This window comes from Mesorhizobium sp. M7A.F.Ca.AU.002.02.1.1 (assembly GCF_003998535.1).
In the GTDB taxonomy this organism is placed as follows: Bacteria; Pseudomonadota; Alphaproteobacteria; order Rhizobiales; family Rhizobiaceae; genus Mesorhizobium; species Mesorhizobium ciceri.
Map to the genome: position 1 here is coordinate 1 of NZ_RZPB01000736.1, position 2965 is coordinate 2965.

The window sequence follows — 2965 nt, forward strand, 5'->3', positions numbered from 1 at the left end:
GTTATAGGCGATCACGCCGATGCCGACCGAGCGGCAGATGGCCGTCAGGTGGCGACGCAGGCCTTCCTGCTCCGACTTGACCAGATAGGGCGGCAGCACCAGCAGCCCGTCGGCGCCATTGGCCTCGGCGGCCTGGGCGAACTCGACCGCCATATGCGTGCCGTAGCCGACGCCGGCCAGCAGCGGCATCGTATCGGGCACTTCGTCCGACGCCGCCCGCACGACGCGCTTGTATTCCTCAAGCGTCAGCGAAAAGAACTCGCCGGTACCGCCTGCGGCGAACAGCCCGCTCGCCCCGGCTGTGCCTTGGGCCGCGACATGGGCGCGGTAACCGTCCTCGTTGAAGGCACCGTCATCGTCGAAGAAGGTCAGCGGAAAGGACAGCAGCCCGCGCCCAAGGGATCTGGTCAGTTCGGTGGGTGAGAACGTCAAAACGAATACTCCGTGCGAGGGGCCGGCCGATGGGAGGTCGGGCCGGCAAGGATTGTTCTAGCCGTGACTTGCCGGCAGGTTCATATGAGGCCCGGCCGGACTTCGGCCGCGGCAGCTTCGATCGCCCTGGTGCCCAGGCCCGACTTGACGATGCGGATCAGTTCCTCCTCGCTGGTGTCGGCCGTGGAGGCATCGAGCGCGACCTCGCCCGAATGCAGGAAGTTGATGCGATCGCAGACTTCGAAAATCTGGTTGTAGTTGTGGACGATCAGGATCACCGAAACCTGGCGCTGCTGGCGCAGATTCTGGATCAGGCCCAGCACATGCGCGCTCTCGCGCACGCCCAGTGCCGCCAGCGGTTCGTCGAGCACCAGGATCTTCGGCGACGAATAGATCGAGCGGGCAACCGCAATGCACTGGCGCTGCCCGCCCGACAGGAGGTCGACCGTGCTGTTGACGCTGGGGATCGTGATGCCGAGCGTATCGAGATAGAGCTGCGCCTGTTCGCGCATCTTCCTATTGTCCAGCAGGTTCAGGCCAAGGAAGCGCTTGTGGTACTCGCGGCCCAGAAACATATTGTGAAAGACGCTGAGGTCGCCGATCAGAGCCAGGTCCTGATAGACGGTTTCGATGCCTTGGGCGCGCGCATCGCGCGGCGAGGCGAAACGCACCTCCTTACTTTGCGAGACGATCGTGCCGGTATCGGGCTGGTGGAAGCCGGACAGGATCTTGATCAGCGTCGATTTACCGGCGCCATTGTCGCCGACCAGCGCCAGGACTTCGCCCTGGCGCAATTTGATCGAGACGTCGACGAGGGCGGTGACGGCGCCAAAACTCTTGGAGATGTTGGACATCTCCAGCACGACAGGCGCATCGGGTGCCAGCGGCGGAATGGTTGGCGAATTCATACGCGCCTCCGTGTGCGCAGGCGGTCGACCTGGATTGAGAGGATCATCGCGGCGATGATGGCCGCGCCGAGATAGATGTCGGACACAGTGGCCTGGGCGCCGATCATCACCAGGCCGTTGTTGAGCGAGGCGACGACGAAGGCGCCGATCAGCGCGCCGATGACGGTGCCGGAGCCGCCCAGCAGGGAAGTGCCGCCGATGACCGCCGCCGCGATCGCCTGCAAGGTAAGGAACGGGCTGCCGGCCTGCGGATCAGCCGAGGTGAACTGGGCGGTGTTGATGATGCCGGCGAAGGCGGCGCAGCCGCCGGCGATCATGAAATTGTAGATCTTCATGCGGTCGGTGCGCACGCCGATCTCGCGGGCGCCGATGATGTTGGAGCCGGTGGCGATGGTGTGCAGGCCGAAGGTGGTGCGGTTCAGCACCAGCGCCAGCACCAGCACCACCAGCACCGCCCACAGGAAGGGCGTGAACGCGGTGATGCCATGCCAGGACAAGAGCGCATCCGACGGCTGGTACAGGCTCTGCCCGAAGATGGCGTTGAAGGGCTGCTCGACCGGCGCCACGATCGGTTGGCTGTTGTAGATCGAGACGACGATGCCTTGCAGGAAGAACAGCATGCCGACGGTGGTGATCAGCGACGGCACCTTGAAGCGCACGGTGATGATGCCGTTGATGGCGCCGACCAATATGCCGATCAGCACGCCGATCAGCGCACCGACGGCCAGCGGCACGCCATAGGTGACCGACAGCAGCGCCATGACGTAGGGTGCGATCGAGAAGATGGCGCTGAGCGACAGATCGATTTCGCCGGTGATCATCAGCATGACTTCCGCCGCGGCGATCAGGCCGAGCCGGCCGGTGTCGCGCAGCACGACGCTCATGAATTGCGGCGACAGGAAGCCGCCATCGCTGCCGAACTGGAAATAGATCACGAGCACGATGGCGACCACGGCGATGCTGGCCTCGCGATAGCGCGACAGCAGGATCAGCAGCCTCTCGGTCATTGTGTGCGGAACCTTGACGCCGGTCTTCTTCGCAGGCTTGGTTTCTGTGGGCGGCACTCTTGTCTTCCTGATTTCGAACTTTGGGCGAAGAAGAGGATCGGCGACGGGCAGCCGTCGCCACCCCCGCCACATCACGCAAAATGACGCGGCGAGGGCAGGTGTGTCGCGGTTCGGCCGCGTCAGGTCGGCTCGACCTCGCTGCGACCCTCGAAGCGCGACTTGCCGACATAGGCGTCGACATTGTCCTTGGTCACATAGGCCTGGCTGGTGTCGCTGTTGGCCGGGCCGACAAGGCCGCCCGAGAGCTTGTAGAGATACATCTGCTGCACCGGCAGGAAGCCCTGCAGATAGGCCTGCTGGTCGGTGGTGAAGTTGACGTCGCCGGCCTTGATGAAGTCCAGCGTCTGCGGGAACAGGTCGAAGCCGGCCACCGCGCCGCCGGCTTTCACCAGGCCGTATTTGTGGGACACGAAACCGCAGGCATGGGTGGCGGAACCGCCGGTGCCGAACAGGCCGTTGACGGTCTTGTGGCTGAGATAATAGCTCTCGACGCGCGAGATTTCGGTTGCCGGATCCGGACCGGTGTTGACGACATCGTAGGTGACGCCGCTGCCACTG

At 64.1% G+C, this 2965-nt stretch carries 4 protein-coding genes; all 4 read right to left on the reverse strand.

Translation table 11 applies throughout. The annotated features are described in order from the left end of the window. Nucleotides 1-432: dihydrodipicolinate synthase family protein (locus tag EN879_RS30340; RefSeq protein ID WP_206521030.1), on the reverse strand; the 432-nt coding region annotated here is incomplete at its 3' end. Between the two features lie 80 nt (nucleotides 433-512). Further along, nucleotides 513-1340, reverse strand: a complete 828-nt coding sequence (locus EN879_RS30345; RefSeq protein WP_063170659.1) for an ATP-binding cassette domain-containing protein — start codon at nucleotides 1338-1340, stop codon at nucleotides 513-515. After that, nucleotides 1337-2404 (reverse strand): ABC transporter permease, encoded by a 1068-nt coding sequence (locus EN879_RS30350; RefSeq protein WP_063170658.1) that lies wholly within the window; start codon nucleotides 2402-2404, stop codon nucleotides 1337-1339. Before EN879_RS30350 ends, EN879_RS30345 begins: the two co-directional genes overlap by 4 nt. Nucleotides 2405-2526: 122 nt before the next feature. Then, nucleotides 2527-2965, reverse strand: a 439-nt coding sequence (locus EN879_RS30355) for a substrate-binding domain-containing protein (RefSeq protein ID WP_164774676.1), incomplete at its 5' end; no start/stop codon positions are given.

Excerpts from the sequence above, each read along its gene's own strand:
- EN879_RS30345 (WP_063170659.1), bottom strand. The coding sequence starts at position 1,340 with ATGAATTCGCCAACCATTCCGCCGCTGGCACCCGATGCGCCTGTCGTG.